At 64.6% G+C, this 17977-nt stretch carries 19 protein-coding genes; 7 read left to right on the top strand and 12 right to left on the bottom strand.

The features are described from left to right. Nucleotides 1–13: 13 nt before the first annotated feature. The 4 genes from rpsG to ACQPYR_RS05185 all read right to left on the bottom strand — a co-directional run bounded on the left by rpsG (nt 14) and on the right by ACQPYR_RS05185 (nt 2252). Nucleotides 14–484: a 30S ribosomal protein S7 gene (gene rpsG, locus ACQPYR_RS05200; protein WP_014353063.1), complete on the bottom strand. Its 471-nt coding sequence runs from the start codon at nt 482–484 to the stop codon at nt 14–16. Nucleotide 485: 1 nt separating this feature from the next. After that, on the bottom strand, nt 486–860 hold the full coding sequence (gene rpsL / locus ACQPYR_RS05195) for a 30S ribosomal protein S12 (protein ID WP_014353064.1): 375 nt from the start codon (nt 858–860) through the stop codon (nt 486–488). A 295-nt stretch (nt 861–1155) separates the two neighbouring features. Next, nucleotides 1156–1713, bottom strand: a complete 558-nt coding sequence (locus tag ACQPYR_RS05190) for a DUF3558 domain-containing protein (protein WP_433628220.1) — start codon at nt 1711–1713, stop codon at nt 1156–1158. An 11-nt stretch (nt 1714–1724) separates the two neighbouring features. After that, a complete protein-coding gene (locus ACQPYR_RS05185; RefSeq protein ID WP_433628217.1) occupies nt 1725–2252 on the bottom strand; it encodes a DUF3558 domain-containing protein in 528 nt (175 codons plus the stop codon). 130 nt (nt 2253–2382) lie between these two features. On the opposite strand from ACQPYR_RS05185, the gene ACQPYR_RS05180 reads away from it, so the two are divergent. Both ACQPYR_RS05180 and ACQPYR_RS05175 read left to right on the top strand, forming a co-directional pair. Beyond that, nucleotides 2383–2601, top strand: a complete 219-nt coding sequence (locus ACQPYR_RS05180; RefSeq protein WP_433628214.1) for a hypothetical protein — start codon at nt 2383–2385, stop codon at nt 2599–2601. Nucleotides 2602–2795: 194 nt separating this feature from the next. Continuing rightward, a complete protein-coding gene (locus tag ACQPYR_RS05175) occupies nt 2796–3026 on the top strand; it encodes a hypothetical protein (RefSeq protein ID WP_433628211.1) in 231 nt (76 codons plus the stop codon). A gap of 75 nt (nt 3027–3101) precedes the next feature. On the opposite strand, the gene hppD is transcribed toward ACQPYR_RS05175, so the two are convergent. Then, nucleotides 3102–4310 (bottom strand): 4-hydroxyphenylpyruvate dioxygenase, encoded by a 1209-nt coding sequence (gene hppD, locus ACQPYR_RS05170; RefSeq protein WP_433628208.1) that lies wholly within the window; start codon nt 4308–4310, stop codon nt 3102–3104. Nucleotides 4311–4470: 160 nt separating this feature from the next. Here hppD and ACQPYR_RS05165 point away from each other — a divergent pair, with 160 nt between their 5' ends. Next, the gene (locus tag ACQPYR_RS05165) at nt 4471–4995 is read left to right on the top strand and encodes an Lrp/AsnC family transcriptional regulator (RefSeq protein ID WP_063047414.1); all 525 of its coding nucleotides are present in this window, start codon (nt 4471–4473) and stop codon (nt 4993–4995) included. Nucleotides 4996–5041: 46 nt separating this feature from the next. Beyond that, nucleotides 5042–6205, top strand: coding sequence for a low temperature requirement protein A (locus ACQPYR_RS05160; RefSeq protein ID WP_433628205.1), 1164 nt, complete (start codon nt 5042–5044; stop codon nt 6203–6205). A gap of 10 nt (nt 6206–6215) precedes the next feature. Here ACQPYR_RS05160 and ACQPYR_RS05155 read toward each other — a convergent pair whose 3' ends face one another. Continuing rightward, a complete protein-coding gene (locus ACQPYR_RS05155; RefSeq protein ID WP_433628202.1) occupies nt 6216–7328 on the bottom strand; it encodes a winged helix DNA-binding domain-containing protein in 1113 nt (370 codons plus the stop codon). Nucleotides 7329–7409: 81 nt separating this feature from the next. Then, nucleotides 7410–8384 carry an NADPH:quinone oxidoreductase family protein gene (locus tag ACQPYR_RS05150; protein WP_433628199.1) on the bottom strand — a complete coding sequence of 325 codons (975 nt, stop codon included), beginning with the start codon at nt 8382–8384 and terminating at the stop codon, nt 7410–7412. 146 nt (nt 8385–8530) lie between these two features. Between ACQPYR_RS05150 and ACQPYR_RS05145 the strand changes: the two genes are divergently transcribed. Beyond that, entirely contained in the window at nt 8531–8854 is a 324-nt protein-coding gene (locus ACQPYR_RS05145) for a type VII secretion target (RefSeq protein WP_433601214.1), read from the top strand. Continuing rightward, a complete protein-coding gene (locus ACQPYR_RS05140; RefSeq protein ID WP_433628196.1) occupies nt 8851–9966 on the top strand; it encodes a transglycosylase SLT domain-containing protein in 1116 nt (371 codons plus the stop codon). Before ACQPYR_RS05145 ends, ACQPYR_RS05140 begins: the two co-directional genes overlap by 4 nt. An 18-nt stretch (nt 9967–9984) precedes the next feature. Here ACQPYR_RS05140 and ACQPYR_RS05135 read toward each other — a convergent pair whose 3' ends face one another. The 4 genes from ACQPYR_RS05135 to ACQPYR_RS05120 form a co-directional block, all read right to left on the bottom strand. After that, on the bottom strand, nt 9985–11202 hold the full coding sequence (locus tag ACQPYR_RS05135) for a DUF7373 family lipoprotein (RefSeq protein WP_433628193.1): 1218 nt from the start codon (nt 11200–11202) through the stop codon (nt 9985–9987). Beyond that, a complete protein-coding gene (locus ACQPYR_RS05130) occupies nt 11199–13145 on the bottom strand; it encodes a serine/threonine-protein kinase (RefSeq protein WP_433628190.1) in 1947 nt (648 codons plus the stop codon). Before ACQPYR_RS05130 ends, ACQPYR_RS05135 begins: the two co-directional genes overlap by 4 nt. Then, the gene (locus ACQPYR_RS05125) at nt 13145–14998 is read right to left on the bottom strand and encodes a serine/threonine-protein kinase (protein WP_433628187.1); all 1854 of its coding nucleotides are present in this window, start codon (nt 14996–14998) and stop codon (nt 13145–13147) included. The genes ACQPYR_RS05130 and ACQPYR_RS05125 overlap by 1 nt, the downstream gene beginning before the upstream one ends. A 72-nt stretch (nt 14999–15070) precedes the next feature. Continuing rightward, on the bottom strand, nt 15071–15262 hold the full coding sequence (locus ACQPYR_RS05120; RefSeq protein ID WP_433628184.1) for a DNA-binding protein: 192 nt from the start codon (nt 15260–15262) through the stop codon (nt 15071–15073). 137 nt (nt 15263–15399) lie between these two features. Here ACQPYR_RS05120 and ACQPYR_RS05115 point away from each other — a divergent pair, with 137 nt between their 5' ends. Next, entirely contained in the window at nt 15400–16167 is a 768-nt protein-coding gene (locus tag ACQPYR_RS05115; protein WP_433601208.1) for an acyl-[acyl-carrier-protein] thioesterase, read from the top strand. 42 nt (nt 16168–16209) lie between these two features. Here the strand turns inward: ACQPYR_RS05115 and ACQPYR_RS05110 are convergent, their stop codons facing one another. Next, the gene (locus tag ACQPYR_RS05110) at nt 16210–17880 is read right to left on the bottom strand and encodes an FAD-dependent oxidoreductase (RefSeq protein ID WP_433628181.1); all 1671 of its coding nucleotides are present in this window, start codon (nt 17878–17880) and stop codon (nt 16210–16212) included. Nucleotides 17881–17977 lie beyond the last annotated feature (97 nt).

Here is a 17977-nt window from a genome sequence, read left to right as displayed (position 1 = left end):
GGCCGGGCAGACGTCACCAGCGGTAGTGCGCGAAGGCCCGGTTGGACTCGGCCATCTTGTGGGTGTCCTCACGACGCTTCACCGAAGCGCCGAGGCCGTTGCTGGCGTCGAGCAGCTCGTTGGCGAGGCGCTCGACCATGGTCTTCTCCCGACGGGCGCGCGAGAAGTTCACCAGCCAGCGCAACGCCAGGGTGTTGGCGCGGCCGGGACGAACCTCGACCGGCACCTGGTAGGTGGCACCACCGACGCGGCGAGGCTTCACCTCGAGGGACGGCTTGACGTTGTCGAGCGCACGCTTGAGGGTGACGACCGGGTCGGTACCGGTCTTCTCGCGCGCCTGCTCCAGCGCGCCGTAAACGATGCGCTCTGCGGTGGACTTCTTGCCGTCCAGCAGGATCTTGTTGACCAGCTGAGTAACCAGCGGCGAACCGTAGACCGGGTCGTTGATCAGCGGACGCTTGGGTGCGGGGCCCTTGCGTGGCATATCAGCTCTTCTCCTTCTTGGCGCCGTAACGGCTGCGGGCCTGCTTGCGGTTCTTCACACCCTGGGTGTCGAGCGAGCCACGGATGATCTTGTAGCGGACACCCGGAAGGTCCTTCACACGACCGCCGCGAACGAGCACCATCGAGTGCTCCTGCAGGTTGTGGCCCTCACCCGGGATGTAGGCCGTGACCTCGACCGCGCTGGTCAGGCGAACACGCGCGACCTTGCGCAGCGCGGAGTTCGGCTTCTTCGGGGTGGTGGTGTACACGCGGGTGCACACGCCACGACGCTGCGGGCTCCCCTTGAGGGCCGCGGTCTTGGTCTTGGCGACCTTGTCACGACGACCCTTACGGACCAGCTGGTTGATGGTTGGCATAGACCGGCTTTCCTTAATTAGTTAACGCGGTGTCTGGAACTTCATGTCTTTGTCATCGAGCTTTCACTCGCACGTCCGGCCGCGTTTCTCGCGTCCCGAGGTCGGGCGTGTCGCACGCAAGACATATCCCGAATTCCGGGCACGCCGGAAAGGTCAGCCGCTCTCGCTGGCTTACGTTTGCGCACGAACTTGCCCGCATGCTTCCGGGCACAGCGATCCACGATACTCGTGACCGCGACACAGGGTCAAAGTGGGGTCGGTCATCACGCCCTACGGGCGAATACCACCTGCCAGGCTACCGCGCCAGATTCAGCGTCAACTCGACCAATTTCTGCGCACCCGCGCACGGATCGGGATGGCCGCCGGGGTGGTAGTTGATCCACCAGCCGATGATGCCGGTGTCGGCGGCGCCCGCACTCACCCCGCACGAGTCGGGATCGTTCGGACGCGTCGTCTTCAGACCGCGCCGCCCCTGCACGGTGATGTTCTCGGTTTTGTAGCCGAGCTTGTCGTTATTGGACTTCTCGTTGTTCAGCGAGCCTTCCTCGTACCAATTGAGGGTCACCATGGCGTTTCCGCCGGGCGCACCGTCCACATCCCACATACAGACGGCCCCGTAGAACGACGCTTCGGGGAAGGCACCCTCACCTACGGCCGCACCGATCTGATCCACCGCCACCGCATCGCATTCTCGCAGCAGCTTGTCGAAATTCGTGTTGACCGTCGTGCTTCCGCTTCCCCCAGCTGGGTGCGCCGTACCCTTGACCGTCTTCCCACAACCCGCGGTGGGTACGGCTATCGCGAGCACGGTGAGAGCAATGGCGGCGGCCCGAATGCCTGATCGTGAACTCATGCTGTCGTCCCTCATTGCAGCCGCTGCACGGTCAACTCAGCCAGCTTGCGCATTCGATCACACGGATTTCCAGCTGCGGCGAAGAACCCGAACGACATAGACCATTCGAAGAAGTCGTCATCGAGTTGCACAGCGAGATCGCACACTTGACCGCTGGGCTCGAGTGCCTGGAATCCAGTGCGGCCACCGACTTCGATCTTCTCGGGGCCACGCCCCTGGGTGGTCACCCACGCACGCTCGCGGTCGATGGGGCTCCCCCGATAAGAAGCGAAGGTGACGCTGGACGAACCTTGACCAGCCGATTGCCAATTACATCCGACCGAGTTCTTGAATGCCCGCGATATCTGCGGCAGTCCCGCAATGGTGCGGACCTCGTCATCGGTGACATGGCCACACTCGCCAGCGAACGGACCTAGCGACGCGACCTTCGGCGGGGGACGCAGCGACGGACCCGATGAATCGGAGTCGCCGCCCGAACCGCATGCCGACAACACCAACGCCAGGGAGGTGCCGATGACGATTGCCGACGGGATCCGCATGCCGTGAACTCTACCCACCAAGACTCGACACGTCTGCCAGGCACGGGCTCCGACCTCGCTGAGGTTTCACCGCACGCCCGGACCCGCTACGCTGAAACTGCTTGACTACGTTGGTCATTGGGAGGGAACCATGTTGAAGAGGTTGGCTGTCGCCGTCTTGATCGTCGCGGGATTGTCGGGCGCCCTCGCCGGAACAGCTTCCGCCGGAGGGAACTTTCTCGGCCGCTACTACTGGCTGAACGACTGCCTCGATGCCGCGAACCAACAGCAACGGAATGGGAATCCACATGCCCATTGCGAGCCAACGGTGATCAATGGCGTAGAGGTTTACAACCTTTACGCAAATTAGCAGCTTGCACATCAAGGCTTTCGTGCATCTTATTCGCGTTGCCCATCCATCGAGACGGGCCGGTCGCAAAGCTGTCCGCTGTCGACGCCGAAGGCGTCGCTTCGACTGAAATCCACCGGGCCGGGGTTGGGGAAAATGCCGGTTGTCCACCGGCGCGATCTAGCACGACAAGTATCAATTGGGGAGGATCTCACATGAAGTTCATCGCATACTCAATGCTCGCACTAGGCGTAACAGGCACTGTCGCCGCCGGGGCTACCGGAACGGCGGCGGCGGTCGGTGGAGTTGCCGGCATCTACAATGACTACGCCACCTGCGTGAGTCAAGGCAGGGCAAAGGGGTTCACCGATTCCGGTGGTGACCGCTTCTTCTGCCAGCAACTTTCTGACGGCAGGTACGCACTCCTCATGCCCGGAGAGCCCTGATCCCCTCGCTTGCGTGGCCGCGTTCGGCACGAGCAGTGCCGAACGCAGCCATAGCTTGAAACAGTGCCTCGAGCCCTACAGATTGCCGCGCGCCGCTTGTTCGCGCTCTATCGCTTGGAACAGGGCCTTGAAGTTGCCCTTGCCGAAACCGAGCGAACCGTGGCGCTCGATGAGTTCGAAGAAGACGGTCGGGCGGTCGGTGAGCGGTTTGGTGAAGATCTGCAGCAGGTAGCCGTCCTCGTCGCGGTCGACCAGGATGCCGCGGCGTTGCAGTTCCCGCACCGGGACGCGGACGTGCCCGATGCGGGCGCGCAGGTCCGGATCGGAGTAATAGGTGTCCGGGGTTTCGAGGAATTCGACGCCCTCGCGGCGCAATACATCGACGCATTCGAGGATGTCGCTGGTGGCCAGCGCGATGTGCTGCACGCCTGGACCGCCGTAGAACTCCAGGTATTCGTCGATCTGAGAGCGCTTCTTGCCCATCGCGGGTTCGTTGAGCGGGAACTTCACCCGGTGATTGCCATTGGCCACCACCTTGCTCATCAGCGCCGAGTATTCGGTGGCGATATCGTCGCCGACGAATTCGGCCATATTCGTGAATCCCATGACGCGGCGGTAGAACTCGACCCACTCGTCCATCATGCCGAGCTCGACATTGCCGACGACATGGTCGATGGCCTGGAACAGCCTGGTCGGAGTGCCGACGCGCGGCTGATATCCGGAGCGGCGGGCGACATATCCGGGCAGATACGGCCCGTAGTATTCGGAGCGGTCGATCAGCGTATGCCTGGTCTCGCCGTAGGTGGCCAGGGCGGCCGAGCGGACCGTGCCGAATTCGTCTGTGTCGTCATGTGGTTCGACCAGGACCGTCGCGCCGTGCGTCCGTGCCCATTCGATGCAGCGGTCCACATCCGGGACCTCGAGCGCGATATCGACAATGCCGTCGCCGTGCCGATCGTGGTGCGCGACCAGCGGGCTGTCCGGGGCGACCGCGCCGGTGACGACGAATCTGGCCGCACCGCTGCGCAGCACATAGGCCTTGTGATCGCGGGTGCCGGTCTCCGGCCCCGAGTAGGCCTCCAGCCGCATACCGAAGGCGGATTCCAGGAAGTGCGCGGTCTGGGTCGCGTTGCCGACCACCCAGACCAGCGCGTCCCAGCCGATGACCGGGAACGGATCGATGCTGTCGTCGTGATCGACCAGCCCGACCAGGCGGCGCAACTCACCGTCGGTGGGCAGCGGGCCGCTCGGTCGCTGGGCATTCCGCAGATGCTCGATGGTCATGATCCAAGGAAATCGCCACCCCAACGGATAGGCAACATCACCGATTTCGGTTAGACACTATGGCGAAATCGGCTAGCAAGTCACCCCTGATGCTGGACAATTTGAATAGCACCGCAAGTGACCCGCACCACGCCGGTCGCGCCCCGAACGGAGGCCCGTCATGTCGCGCACGCCCGCGAAACTGGATGAACTCGATCTCGCCATCCTCACCGCGATGCACGAGTACCAGAAGGCGGGCATTCTCGAGCTGTCCCGGCGCACCCGGGTCGCCAGGGCCACCGTCCAGTCGCGCATCGCGCGGATGGAGGAGTCGGGCGTCATCTCCTCCTATGACCCGCAGATCGATGTCACCGCAGCGGGTTTCGATGTGCAGGCCTTCGTCACCTTGGAGATCGCCCAGGGCGCGCTGGATGCGGTGGCGGCCGAACTCGACGCGATTCCCGGTGTGCTGGAGGCATATGCGACCACCGGCTCCGGCGATGTGCTGTGCCGGATCGGCGCGGATTCACATGCCGGGTTGCAGGCGGTGCTGTTGAGCATCGATCGGACGAGTTCGGTGGTGCGCTCGCACAGTGTGATCGTGCTGTCGACGGTGGTCGCGCACCGGACGCTGCCGCTGTTGCGCACACTCACACCGACCGGAACGACGAAAGCGCCCGCGTACCGGGACAACCCGGAGCGCTGATGCCATCTAGGCTCGTACTTCCTGTGTCACCGAGTACGAGATTTCGATGAGCGAGCCTGCCGAATCCACCACCGCAACACCCCATGCCCGCGCCACCTGGGCGGAACTGTTCTTCGACCTGGTCCTCGTCTTCGCGGTCACCCAGACCGCGCATGTGCTCGGCCACCACACCTCGATCGGCACGCTCGGCCACGCGCTGGTGCTGTTGGCGCCGCTGTGGTGGGGGTGGGTGGGGGTCACCATCCTGGTGAATACCGTGGAGGAGAACGACGCTCAGCGCCTGGTGCTGTTCGGGTCCGGGCTGTGCATCTTCCTGATGGCGGTGGCCGCGCCGGCCGCGCTGGACCAACCACGCGGTGCCGCAATGGTTTTCGCGGGTGCGCATTTTTTGCTGCGGATCGTCTTGTTCGTCGCCGTCACCCGGACGAACGGGTTCGCGACCACCATCAACCCCTTCAGCATCGGATTGGTCACCGGCATAGCGATTTTCGCGAGCGCGCCGCTGCCGGAGCATTCGCGCATCTGGGTCTGGACCGGGGCGCTCGTGGTGCAGCTGGGCGCGCCGCTGCTGTACAGCAGGGCCGTGCGCAACCGGACGATCGGGGTTTCCCATCTCGCCGAGCGGTTCGGCCTGTTCATCATCATCGCGCTGGGCGAATCCGTGGTGGATGCGGGCGCGCAGGCGTCCGCGACCGGCCTCGATCCGGCGGTGGTGACCACGCTGGTGCTCGCCTTCATGGTCGGCCTCGGACTGTGGTGGATCTACTTCCATCGATCCGCGCGGCTGATCGAACATGCACTGTCCACCATGCCCTCACCCGGTCTGATCGTGCGAGATGTGTTGAGCTACGGGCATTTCGCGCTGGTCACCGGTCTGGTGGCGGTTGCCGTCGGGCTCGGACATTCGGTCGCCGACCCCGGCCATACCGCGCACGGCGTGGCCGCAGCGCTGGCGCCGGGTGGCGCCGCGCTGTTCATGGTGGCACTGGTGGTCAATCGGTGGCGCATGCTCGGCAATGTGGCGACCACACGCGTTGTACCGGCCATCGCATTGATCGCCATCGCGCTGACCGCGTCGCTGCTGCCCGCCATCGTCGTGGTGGCGCTGACCGCGGCCGTCCTGGTAACCGCGAATATCGTCGAGCAACTGGTGGCCGCACCCGGTCGGCCACTGCCCGCGGTGCGCGTCGGACGCCGCCGTTCGCGATAACGCCGCCGGGTCAAGGACGCAGATCCCCGTTCACGTCGAGGATTTCGACGCTCGGCCGCTTGTCGGCCTCCAGGAATGCGACCAGCGCGTTGGCTTCGGCGTCCACCGCCGCGTATTCCGTGCTCGACCACTTCCGGGTCGGGGTGATGCGCAGCCGAGCGACACCCTTTTCCAGAAAGATCTTGTAGAAGCCCGCGAGAAAGCCGTCGACCAGGACCGGGGATACCGCGGTGGCGAATGCGCGCAGGGGTGGGGCCGTGCCGTCGGGGACGATCCTGGTTCGGTCCTGGTGCGAGAGGATCGCATTGTCGTACCAGCCGAGCAGGCGGACCGGCGCGGGCAGGTCGGGATCTGCGAGTTCGCCCTCGGCGATGTCGTAGAGGGTACGGCCGCGTTCGTCGGTGTAGGTGCGCAGGCGGTCACCGAGTTGTTCGACGGCGGCCTTCATACCGGTCAGCTTCGACCAGGTCTGCATATCCATGGTGCTGGCCGGACCGAAGGCACGCAGGTAACGAAAGACCAGCTCCGCCAACGGATAACCAGGTTCGAGCGGGGCCCCGAGCCAGGGTTCGACGCGGGACCAGACCGGCCTGCTGTTGTCCTTCCACCTGCCGCGCGGCGGAGTCTGCAATACGGGCAGTTGGTACAGCCAGGTCTGCAGTACCGCACCGGCATCGCGATCCGGGTAGATCGCCGCTGCCTTGGCGCGCAGGTCCGCCGCCGACATCGGCTCGTCACCGAGTGCGGCCTCGCCGTGCGCGCGCACCTCGTCCGGATCCAACCCGACCATCGCGCCGTAGTTGAAACCTTTTCGGAAGGGTACTTTTTCGAGCTCGGGCTGGATATGCGGTGCGATGCGCAACGCATCCGGCGGCGTGACCATATGAATCGTGCCGCGCATCAAGGTGATTCGCACCAGCGAGCGATCCTCCAGACCCGCCGACACCGTCGCGGGATCGAAATCCGCTATGCGGCTCCACAATCCGACGAACGGCGGCGGCGAATCCTGGGCCTGCAAACCCACCAGATGGTCACACATCTGCGGCACGGTCAACACCGAGCGCTCCAGCAGATGCTGGCGTGCCAGCAAAGTCCGATTCAGTACCCGATTGGATAGCTCCATGATCAGATCACCGTACCGGCGCGCACGGTGCACCGCGCCGGACATCGGGCAGACGGAGAATTCGCACGTGGCGGCTCACGGTCAGCGCAGGGTGACGACGACCTTGCCTGCGGCGGTGCGGTTGTCGAGGGATGCCACCGCCTCGGCGGCGCGGTCCAGCGGGTAGAGCACCGGTTCGGGCGGCGCGATCTTGCCCGCGGCGAGCAGCGGCTCGACCTCTTCCCACTGCTCGGTCAGGTAGCCCGGATGGGTCATCACCCATTCGCCCCAGGCCGCGCCGATCACCTCGACGTTCTTGAGCAGCAGTCGATTCACCTTGACCGTCGGGATCTCACCGGCGGTGAAGCCGACCACCAGCAGACGGCCCGCCGGAGCGAGGCTGCGGATGCTGTCGGTGAACCGGTCGCCGCCGACCGGATCGAGCACGATATCCACACCGCGGCCACCGGTCAGCTCCTTGACGGCCGCGAGCCAGCCGTCGGTCAAAACCACATCGGTGGCGCCGTTGGCACGCGCGACCGCCGCCTTCTCCTCGGTGCTCACCACCGCGATGACCCGGCTCGCACCCAGCGCGACCGCCATCCGCAGCGTCGAGGTGCCGACGCCGCCCGCGGCGCCGTGCACCAGCACGGTCTCCCCCGCCGCCAACCTGCCGCGGTTGCGCAGGCAGAAGTGCACGGTCAGATCGTTGAACAGGATTCCGGCCCCGGCCTGCAGAGATACATTGTCCGGCAACCGGAAAACCATCTGCGACGGCACCACGGCAACCTCGGCGAGGGCATTGCCGAGCAGCGTCAGCGCGACCACCCGATCCCCCGCCTTTATGTGCGCATCCTCCGGAGCCTCGCGCACGATCCCGGCAACCTCGCCACCGACGACGAACGGCAGCTCCGGCTTCATCTGGTACAGACCCCGCGTCATCAGCACATCGGGAAACGCCACCCCGGCCGCATGCACGTCGATGACAACACCCCCGGGATACGCCGTGGGCTCCGGAATCTCGACGACCTCGATCGCCTCCGGCCCCTCCAGCTTGCTGACCTGGGCTGCGCGCATATGCCGACCTCTCTGTCCATTCGGCGACACTCACATCATCACCGACGCCCCGACCAACCTAACCGCCCCCGCTCGGCCCCTGTCCACACCACCCGGTTTTGCTATGCTGGCCGCGACCTGAGGTGGGGACGAAGGGGGATTCTTTCGTGGTAGACCAGATGGACCCGGGCACGTTGCGGGTCGATGCGGGCGCGCTACAGAAATTCGCGGACAACCTGCGCACCGAGGCGGGCGATATCGGCAAGCTCAATGCCGGTGAAGGCTTCGCGGTGGCGGCTGCGGCATTGCCCGGTACCGACTTCGGATCCGTCATACCGGAAGTCACCGACACGGTGAATCGCTGCATGCAGCGCATCGGCGACCGGCTGACCACGCTTGCCGACAATACGAAGAACGCGGCGGGCAAGTACGAGTTGGCCGAGGACGAGTTCGCGAACAAGCTGAAGACGATCGGGCTGCAGCTGCCATGACACTCACCATTGACGATGTCAGCAACTGGCATCCGGAAAAGCTTGGTGACGCGGGCGAGCAAGCCAAGAAGGTCGCGGACGGCCTCGATGGCGTCGTCGGCAAGGGCGTTACCGATACCAAGGGGCTCGAGGACACCAAGGTTTGGTCCGGGGCCGCCGGCCAGGCCGCGAACACTCGGATGGAGACCGAGAAATCCCGAGCCAGCAAGGTGAGCACCGAATTGCACGCGCTCCAAACCGCGTTCAACGAACCGGTACAGATTCTGCAGAGCGCAAAAGACACTGTGCTGCGCCTGCGCAACGACGCCATAAACCAGAATCCGCCCTTCGAGGTGTCCGCCGATGGCACCGTCAGCGCCGGTCCACGCATCGCTGAAATCCGCCGAGCCGAGGCGGACGGCCCGGGCAACTCGGAAACCGCGATCGTGTCCGAACAACTCGAAGCCGCACGTCGACAGTGGGAAATCGTCCTCGCATTGCAGGCTGCGGAGACAGCCGCGAACACCGCCCGCGACCGGATCCGTGCTGCTGTCGCGAAATTGCAGGCGGCCTTCAACGATCTCGGCGACCCGAATCTCGGTGTGTCGCAGACACAGAACACCAGCACGACACCGACCTCGACTACGCCCACCTCCAACACGAGCAAGCCCAGCTATGTGTCGAGCAACCACAACGGCAGCGGCTCCGGGTCCCCCTCGAGCTCCCTGTATTCCGGCAGTGTCGGCTCGAGCGCACCGACCGGGGCGAAGCCGAGCGGCGATGTGGCCAAGTGGATCGAGGACGCGAAGAAGGCGCTCATCGCGATGGGTTACGACCCGAAAGATATCGATGAGAACGCGATCGCATTGATCATCCAGCACGAGTCGGCCGGCGACCCGTACGCCGAAAACCGCTGGGACAGTAACTGGGTGGCCGGGCATCCTTCCAAAGGACTCATGCAGACCATCGACAGCACTTTCAATGCCTACAAAGCGCCCGGCCACGACGATATCTGGAATCCGGTCGACAACATCATCGCCGGGGTTCGGTATTCGATCGACACATACGGATCACTCGGCAATGTGCCAGGCGTCGCGGCGGTCAATTCCGGTGGCGCATACCGCGGTTACTGACCGCAAGTGAACAAAGCGTCATCGACTGTTGGCGAACAAGGCGTACTGTGCCGCTGCCCTCTGCTGGGTCTCCCACAATCGACGGCCCAGGAGCAATGCGGCGTAGCGCCGGTAGGCGACAAAACATCGGAACTGCGCGTCGGAGGTTTGCGCCGAATAGTCCTGAACACAGGACGTATTCGGAACGTCCTCAGGTGGATCGACTGCCCGGCGATCAACCGCCGCACCCAATTCCACTGATTCAGCGACGAATTCGGTTGCGGCCGCGTCGTCTCGGGTTCGGAATACCAGGACGCTCGGCGTCATCGCGACCCGATCCACACCGGCGCGCTGCAACACCGGGAATCGTCCGCCCTGATCGAGGATGTAGTTCAGATAACCACGCGCGGTGTAGACGACCTCGCCTTGACCATCGGGTTCCGGAACGACTCCACCAGCATGCAAGGCACGAATGAGGATCCTGTCCGGATCCTGCCGGAGGGTATTGAATTTGCCGATCGGAGTCGGTACGAATTTGTCCAGTTCCGGAAGTTCGGCGTCGAGGTATTTCTGCGTCATCTCGGTCAACCGAGTGAGATCCGTTGTCCGGGCGTCGGCAAGAACACTCACCACGTAGACCCCGTGTGCGGTCGTACTGCCGAGCGTAGGAACCGACGGTCGCCAGTGCGCGCTGGATGTCGGATATTTGGGCAGCGTGACCGTGACATTCTCGGGATCGAGCCCGAAATCCACGGTATCGAGTTCCTTGGCCGCGGCCTGAGCGGCCGTCGCATCCGGAAACCGTAGCACCGTTATCACCAGGCCCTCCCGCTCGTGACTACCATGCGTGGCTTTGGTCAGCGGGCGGGAGTCGTCGGCGGATCCAGTCGAGAACCCCACGACGAAGTCGTATTTCTGCAGTACCGGTACGACGGCATCGGCCAAGTAGAAGGTCACCGACTTCGCCTCGGTGTGTGCGAGCGCCGCGGCACCACCGGTGTACTTACCGTCCACCTCATGCGGGCTCAGCACCGCATCCGACATCCGGGCGGCCTCGAGGCGCCGGTATCCGAGGTCGCTCAGACGCGACGATAATTTGGGGGGCGACGTCGGCGATGTGCCGACATCGAGTGTGCGCACATCGATTTCGGCGGCGACACTCGTGCCATGCACGGTCGCACCGCATCCGGATACGACGACAACGGCGGCAAGCACGACGACCGTGCGCACCAATGAAAACATCCGGCCGCGCATCATCGGCTCGCCTTGGGCAGATTGTCCAGAATGTTCTGCATGATCTGCTGCGCGCCGAGGCACCGCATCTCAGGGTGTTCACCGACCGAGGAACCCTCGACCGAGACCGTCACCACCTCGACGGGACGCCCATCGGTGACAGGGCGGTATATCCCGTGCCGAGTGCATGAGGTCGACTTCATCTCGGCCTCGTCGACATCGACCACATTCCCGCCACCGAAGTCGAAATGAATCGGCCTTTGCTCGTTGGGCGGAGTGTGCGTCCAGAGGTACACCGTGACAGTGTTAGCGGACATCCACTTACAGGTATGCAGCAAGTCCGGGGTCCCATGAACGAGTTCGCCGATCGATAGTTTCAACGTGATGGTGTCGACCACCGCACAGGGGTCGTGGCGTGCCAGCGAACCACGAAAGTTCTGCAGCTGCGGCACTTCGACAATGAGATTACGAGCCAACTGCGCCGCGGCTTCGTCCGAGATTCGGCAAAGTTCGTCGGCCGATGCCTGGTGCGCGGCCGCCACCCGAACGACGATTCCGAACTGCGGGTCGGCGGCAGCGGGCAACAGCGCCCGATCACACTGATCGACCGCGGCCGCAGGGTTTTCGAGCACCGGAACTCCGCTGACTTTCCTGCCGCTGTCTCGAAATCCATCGATCCGCTCAACGGCCACGGTGAACGAAAACCCACCCACCGTCGCATTGCAGGATCCCCACTCGCCGAAGGCCGGTTTCCGCTCCCACTCCCCCAAGGACTCGACCAACGGATCGTTCATGGCCGCGCACACGTCGATCGACCGCAGCTTGGTCATGTTGAACCCGGCGAGCGGGTTCGGTCTGTCGGGGTTCATCGCGCCGCCGCTGAGCGCGACCGTGCCGGCCACGGCCGCGCCGAGCACAACCACCACTCCCGTGAGCGCACCGATCAAGAACCGCTTGCGTTTGCGTCGATTCGATTGGTCCTGTGCCCGTGCCTCGAGCTGCCGGAGTTTCTCATCGAAGCTCGGACCGGCCCCGGGGGTGGTGGTGTCGTCGACGCCGACGATCTGCGTCGCTTCCGGATCGGTAAGCAGCACGGACAGTTCCGCACCCTGTGCGCGGATCGCCTCGTGGACCGCAACGGACCATGAGTGGGCCTGGTGCGGAAGAGGTCCCAGGAAGTCGAGGATCTCGGTGGTAGTGGGACGGGTTTTCGGATCCTTGCGCAGACACGGCTCGACGAGGTGGCGCACCTCCGGCGGAAGGCCGCCGAGGTCAGGCTGGGTGTGCACGATGTTGTAGAGCGTGTGCGGCAGGGAAGATCCGGCGAAGGGACTTTTGCCGCCCGCCGCCATGGCGAGTACGGCACCGAGCGAGAAGATGTCGCTGGCGGGCGACAGCGGCTCGGATTGTGCCTGTTCGGGCGACATGAAGGCGGGTGAGCCGATGATCGAGCCGGTGTGGGTCAGTTCGGAGCGACCTTCGACGGCGCGAGCGATACCGAAGTCGATTACCCGCGGACCATCGTCGGCAAGGATAACGTTGGCCGGCTTGAGATCTCGATGGATCAACCCGACACCGTGAATCGAATGCAAAGCGGAGGCGAGGCCGACCGCCAAGGTCCGTACTTGCTCGGATAGCAACGGCCCGTGGTCGTGCACCGCCTTGTCCAAGGGCACACCTGGCACAAAAGCCGAAGCAAGCCAAGGTGTTTCGGATTCTACATCGAAGTCGATCACGGCCGCGGTGAAAGCGCCCGATACGCGCGCGGAGGTTTGCACCTCGCGTCGGAACCGCGGCAGGAAGTCCTCTTCGCTGATCAGGTGCGCGTGCACCTGTTTGATCGCGACCAGGCGGCCATCGGGTCCGACGCCGAGTAGCACTCGTCCCATGCCACCAGCACCGAGCTGACCCAGTAGTCGGTATCTGCCGATGCGGGTGGGCTCACCGGGCTGAAGCCGCGTCACCATCAGGACTTCCTCAATCTGTCGACAACCCCACGGAGTATCGATTCCGTTGCGGCGCAGGCTGACTCGATGGCCGTCCGATCCGCGGGTACGACCATCACGGTGATCAGTTCCCCTCGATCTTCGATGGTCGGGCGGACCAAGTGAACCGTTGTGCAGACGCCGCTGCTCGTGGTGATGCGCGTCGAGGAGAGACCGCCCAGCTTGCCCCCGTCCACCACAAGATTGGCGTACCTCGAAATGCTGTCGACCCGTATCTCTTCATCCGTCCGGACAGTTATCAGACCGAATTGGGAGCCCTTCCAGGTACAGGTGTGTACATTTTCCAGCGAAGTCTCGCCTGTCGACCCCATCGTTGATTCGATGACCGTTGGATCGACCGACGTGCAGGGATCCAGCGGCACAACTGATTGCTTCGGCGGACTGACGCGCGGCGGATCGATCACCAATCGCGTGGCAACGGCTTTCAGCGCCTGCGCCGCCAACCCACAGACATCCCCGTCAGCCAGGCTAATTTTCAGCTCGACACCGACGAATGGTTTGGCGCGCAGCGCGATCCCGCGGGCGCACGACTGCGTTTCGGTTGTTGTATCGAGGACCGATTTGCCTGCGACCGAGTGCCCGGTTTCGTTGCGCGATCCCGCGAGTACGGTCCCGACGTTAACCGTCATCTCGGGCTTCTTGCCGTCAGCCGTCGCGAATTGCGTACTACAAACCGAGGAATTCGTCAGCTTGGGTTTGATCGGTTGACCGAGCGTACCGACTACATCGGTGCCGAGCAGTTTGCACGAATCCACCAGCCGCAGTTGATCATCGGATAAATCGAGAGTCTTGTTCGTCAGCGGATCCGGCGCGGTTTCGGTGCGCGTGAGCAACACCGCTGTGGTCCCACCCGCCACCAGCAGGATCACTGCGGCCGCGATGATCGCCCATCGAGCCGGAGGCCGCTTCTCGGGATCGGGAGTCCGCCCGTCCAGTATCACCCACCGTTCGGCGTCGGCTCGCGCCTGCGCGAGCTGCCGCCGCACCCCGCCCGGCCAGCTGGCCTGAGCGGTCACAGCGTCGACCGATTCGAGCAGCTGAGCGGGCGTAGGGCGATAGGAAGGGCGCTTATCGAGGCACGCATCCAGCACCGGACGCAGTTTCGTCGGCACCCGGCTCGTGTCGGCCCGGTTGTGCACCACGTTGTACAGCGTCTGCGGCGTCGATGACCCGAGAAACGGACTCTGTCCGGTCGCGGCGAGCAACAGCATGGCACCCACGGAGAACACGTCGCTGGCAGCGGTGAGCTGACGCCCTTCGGCCTGCTCAGGCGACATGAAGGCGGGGGACCCGATCAGCGATCCGGTGCTGGTGAGCTGAATGTCGCCTTCCAGTGCCCGGGCGATACCGAAGTCGATGACCCGCGGACCGTCCTCGGCGAGCAGCACATTGGTCGGTTTGAGGTCGCGGTGCACCATGCCCGCGCGGTGGATCTCCATGAGTGCTGAGGCCAGACCCGCTGTGAGCAAACGGAGTCCGCCCAATGGCATCGGGCCGAATTGGTCGACAGCGGCGCGTAGCGATGGGCCCGGGACGAACACCGAGGCCAGCCATGGCTCGGCGGCGTCGGGATCGGCATCCATGACCGCGGCTGTATATGCGCCGGTGACGCGCTGTGATGCCAGGACCTCGAGGCGGAAGCGGGCACGGAACTCCGGATTCTGCGCCAGATGGCGGTGAATCATCTTCACCGCGACCAACCGTCCGTCCGGCGACCGGCCGAGCAGCACTCGCCCCATTGCGCCCTGGCCGATCAGTGCAATAAGGCGGTGTCGTCCCGCTGATCGCGGATCGTGTGGCCCCAATGGTTGCACTCGTCCCCTCCCCCCTCAGTGCTTGCTGGGGATAGTACCGGCGCGGGTGCGGGTGCGTGCCGGGCGCAGGGATCAGGCGAAGCTCTGGTCGCGTTCGGCGAGGGCGGCGCGGAGTTTGGCGATGGCGGTGGGACCGACGCCGTGCAGTGCGGCGAGATCACGTTCGGTCCATGCGGTCAGGTCGGCCAGGCGATGGATTCCGGCGGCGGCCAGGGCACGTTCGGCCGGTTTGCCGAGTTTGACGGGGAGGTCTGAGTCGGGCATGGCCCCATACTGCCCCGCGGGACCGACAACTGTGAGTAGAGGCGGCTCGACGCGAGTGTGTGACGTACGCCCCGTAAAGTCGTCTCAGAACAGCAGCGTAAGAGAACGCGGCACACCGTGCAGCGCGAGGAGCACCAGTGTCACTCGATCAGCCACTCGCCCCGCTTCCCCAGGAGGGCATGGGGTTTGCTTCGGCGTGGCCCATCCGGGCTGGCGATGTCGATCCGTACAACCGCTTGCGGTTCGACGCCGTCGCACGTTATCTGCAGGACATCGCCTGGGAACAACTGCAACAGACGAATCTGCATACGACCGACCCGAGCTGGATCGTGCGTCGCACGGTCATCGACGTCATCCGGCCGATCCTGTGGCCCGACCAGGTGCGGCTGCTGCGGTGGTGTTCGAGCATGTCCACCCGGTGGACGAATATGCGGGTGCGCATCACCAGCGCGAACGGCGGATTGATCGAGACCGAGGGCTTCTGGATCAACATCAGCGAGTCCAACAATATGCCCGCCAGGATCAGCGACGAGGGCCTGTCCTACCTGGCGCAGACCACCAATGAGCACCGCCTGCGCTGGCGGCCCTATCTCACCGAAGCCACCCCGCCGGAATCGGATACCGATATGCCGTTCCCGGTGCGGGCCACCGATATCGACCAGTACAACCACGTCAACAATGCCTGTTACTGGCAGGCGGTGGAACAGTTCCTGGTCGAATACCCGAAGCTGGTCGCGGGGCCGCATCGCGCGGTGATCGAGTATGTCGCGCCGGTGCTGGCTCGTCAGCATGTCACCGTGCGCAGCCGCTACGAACCGGGCGACCGCTCCGGACGGCCGGTGCTGCGGTTGTGGTTCGTAGTCGGCGGAACCACCACCACCGTCGTGCGCATCATGCCGCTGTAAAGAAAACCGGCTCCGTTCACTGGGAACGGAGCCGGTCGCTGTTCAGCCGCGCGCGGCCTCGAGCAGATCCTCACGGGTAGTGAGCTTGACCCGCGGTCGGCCCGACGCCTTACCCGCGGATTTCTCCGCCGTATCGATCGCCTTCCAGCCCTCACGGTCGACCAGATCGGCCTGACGCTGTCCGATCAGCGCCTTCAGCGCGGCCCGATCGGCCTGTGGCACACCGAGTTTGCCCGCGGTGAAGTCGGCGAGCAGGTGCTCGACGGTCTCCTCGGAGTCGATGCGGTTGGAGCCGATGACACCGCGCGGACCACGCTTGATCCAGCCGCTCACGTACACACCGGGCACCGGAACACCGTCCTCGCCGATGACGCGGCCGTGCTCGTTGGGAACGACCGCGCGGCGCTCGTCGAACGGCAGATCCTTGATCGCTTCGCCCTTGTAGCCGATGGAACGCAAAACCAGTCCGGCGTCCAGGGTTTCGCTGCGATCGGTCGTGCGCGCTACCAATTGGCCGTTCTCGCTGACCAATTCGTTGTGCGCGAACTCCACCGACTCGACGTGATCGGCACCGTGCAGTGCCGTCGGCGAGACCAGGTAGCGGAAGACGATCCGCTTATTGGCCGGATCGCGCCGCCCCGCCGCGTATTCCTTGGCGAGGGTGTACTTCAGCTCCAGCGACGGCTCGACCTCGGGATCGTCCAACAGCGCCTGACTGCCCGGGTCGAGCGTCAGGTCGGCCTCCTCGACGATGACATCGACGCCCTTCAGATGCGTCAGCGCCAGGAACTCCGGCGAGGTGTATGCCGCCTGCAGCGGACCGCGCCGACCGAGCACGACGACCTCGCGGATATTGCTGCCGCGCAGCGCATCCAGGGCATGGTCGGCGATATCGGTCTTGGCGAGTTCGTCCGGGTCCACCGTCAGCACGCGGGCGACATCGAGGGCGACATTGCCGTTGCCGACGATCACCGCGCGCTCACCGGACAGGTCGAACTTGCGATCCGCGTAGTCCGGATGGCCGTTGTACCAGGCGACGAATTCGGTCGCGGAATGGCTGCCCGGCAGATCCTCGCCCGGCACGCCCAAACGGCGGTCGGAGGACGCGCCGACGGCGTAGATGACCGCGTGGTGGTGGGCCAGCAGTTCCGCATGGGTGATGTGCGAGCCGACCTCCACATTGAGGTAGTACTGCAGCGCCTCGCGCCGGAAGGCCGACTCGAACAGCCCGGAGACCGTCTTGGTGCCCGGGTGGTCGGGGGCGACGCCCGCGCGCACCAGACCCCACGGTGTGGGCAGCCGATCGAACATCTCGACCTCGACATCGCAGCGGCGCAGTAGCTCGTCGGCCGCGTAACAGGCCGCGGGGCCCGCGCCGACGATCGCGACGCGCAGCGTGCCGAGTTCCTTGGGCGGACGCGCGGGCGTGACGATCGGGTCGAAGTTCGATTCGAGTGGATGCCGCTGGAAGTAGGCGGCGTTGATGTCACGGAACCTGGCCAGCGACGCGGTCAGATCATCCTCGGAGAAGATGGCCTCCACCGGGCACGCGTCGACGCAGGCACCGCAGTCGATACAGGTGTCGGGGTCGATGTAGAGCATCTCGGTCGTCGCGAATTCCGGCTGGTCCGGGGTAGGACGGATGCAATCGACCGGGCACTCAGTGACGCAGCTGGCGTCGTTGCAACAACGCTGCGTGATTACGTAGGCCATATTGTGCAGATCCTCGAAAATGTACCTGGGCTATAGCCACCCAAGGGGGTCGGGAGTGGTCGGGAGCGTCATCGTCACGGTGCCGGCGGGGGTGCCC

The organism is Nocardia sp. CA-120079, assembly GCF_050955745.1.
Lineage (GTDB): Bacteria > Actinomycetota > Actinomycetes > Mycobacteriales > Mycobacteriaceae > Nocardia.
Note: the sequence above shows the minus strand (reverse complement) of the source record. Positions and strands in the feature narration are given on the sequence as shown.

Bases quoted from the DNA above. Each gene is read 5' to 3' on its own strand.
- ACQPYR_RS05190 (WP_433628220.1), bottom strand. From the start codon at position 1,713: ATGAGTTCACGATCAGGCATTCGGGCCGCCGCCATTGCTCTCACCGTG.
- ACQPYR_RS05185 (WP_433628217.1), bottom strand. From the start codon at position 2,252: ATGCGGATCCCGTCGGCAATCGTCATCGGCACCTCCCTGGCGTTGGTG.
- ACQPYR_RS05165 (WP_063047414.1), top strand. From the start codon at position 4,471: ATGTCGCGCACGCCCGCGAAACTGGATGAACTCGATCTCGCCATCCTC.
- ACQPYR_RS05130 (WP_433628190.1), bottom strand. From the start codon at position 13,145: ATGGTGACGCGGCTTCAGCCCGGTGAGCCCACCCGCATCGGCAGATAC.
- ACQPYR_RS05155 (WP_433628202.1), bottom strand. From the start codon at position 7,328: ATGGAGCTATCCAATCGGGTACTGAATCGGACTTTGCTGGCACGCCAG.
- ACQPYR_RS05180 (WP_433628214.1), top strand. From the start codon at position 2,383: ATGTTGAAGAGGTTGGCTGTCGCCGTCTTGATCGTCGCGGGATTGTCG.
- rpsL (WP_014353064.1), bottom strand. From the start codon at position 860: ATGCCAACCATCAACCAGCTGGTCCGTAAGGGTCGTCGTGACAAGGTC.
- ACQPYR_RS05175 (WP_433628211.1), top strand. From the start codon at position 2,796: ATGAAGTTCATCGCATACTCAATGCTCGCACTAGGCGTAACAGGCACT.
- ACQPYR_RS05140 (WP_433628196.1), top strand. From the start codon at position 8,851: ATGACACTCACCATTGACGATGTCAGCAACTGGCATCCGGAAAAGCTT.
- ACQPYR_RS05110 (WP_433628181.1), bottom strand. From the start codon at position 17,880: ATGGCCTACGTAATCACGCAGCGTTGTTGCAACGACGCCAGCTGCGTC.
- ACQPYR_RS05160 (WP_433628205.1), top strand. From the start codon at position 5,042: ATGAGCGAGCCTGCCGAATCCACCACCGCAACACCCCATGCCCGCGCC.
- hppD (WP_433628208.1), bottom strand. From the start codon at position 4,310: ATGACCATCGAGCATCTGCGGAATGCCCAGCGACCGAGCGGCCCGCTG.
- rpsG (WP_014353063.1), bottom strand. From the start codon at position 484: ATGCCACGCAAGGGCCCCGCACCCAAGCGTCCGCTGATCAACGACCCG.
- ACQPYR_RS05135 (WP_433628193.1), bottom strand. From the start codon at position 11,202: ATGATGCGCGGCCGGATGTTTTCATTGGTGCGCACGGTCGTCGTGCTT.
- ACQPYR_RS05120 (WP_433628184.1), bottom strand. From the start codon at position 15,262: ATGCCCGACTCAGACCTCCCCGTCAAACTCGGCAAACCGGCCGAACGT.
- ACQPYR_RS05150 (WP_433628199.1), bottom strand. From the start codon at position 8,384: ATGCGCGCAGCCCAGGTCAGCAAGCTGGAGGGGCCGGAGGCGATCGAG.